The organism is Paraburkholderia sp. SIMBA_027 (assembly GCF_046535315.1).
In the GTDB taxonomy this organism is placed as follows: Bacteria; Pseudomonadota; Gammaproteobacteria; order Burkholderiales; family Burkholderiaceae; genus Paraburkholderia; species Paraburkholderia tropica.
In genome coordinates, this window is record NZ_JAWRWY010001737.1 from 1 (window position 1) to 230 (window position 230).

At 62.6% G+C, this 230-nt stretch carries 1 protein-coding gene; it reads right to left on the bottom strand.

Annotation, left to right across the window (positions count from 1 at the left end; all coding sequences use genetic code 11):
* Window positions 1-213 (bottom strand): ABC transporter permease subunit (locus tag SB764_RS45105; RefSeq protein WP_410867448.1); only part of this gene is annotated, 213 nt, incomplete at its 3' end.
* Between the last annotated feature and the right edge of the window lie 17 nt (window positions 214-230).

The following is a 230-nucleotide window of genomic DNA, read 5'->3' on the forward strand; positions in this document are numbered from 1 at the left end:
GCCGAGTATCCAGCCGCAGAAGCCAACTCCCATGAAGAGCCCGATCTTCGTTGCCTTGACCGGGACGCCCACTGCGCGCGCCGCGTTCGCGTCTCCGCCCACGGCGAAGATCCAGTTGCCAACACGCGTACGCATCAGCACCCACGTGGCTATCAGGACCAAGGCGATCCAGATGAATACTGTGATCCGGACGTCCACGCCGCCAATGTTCACGGAGGAAGCGAACACCG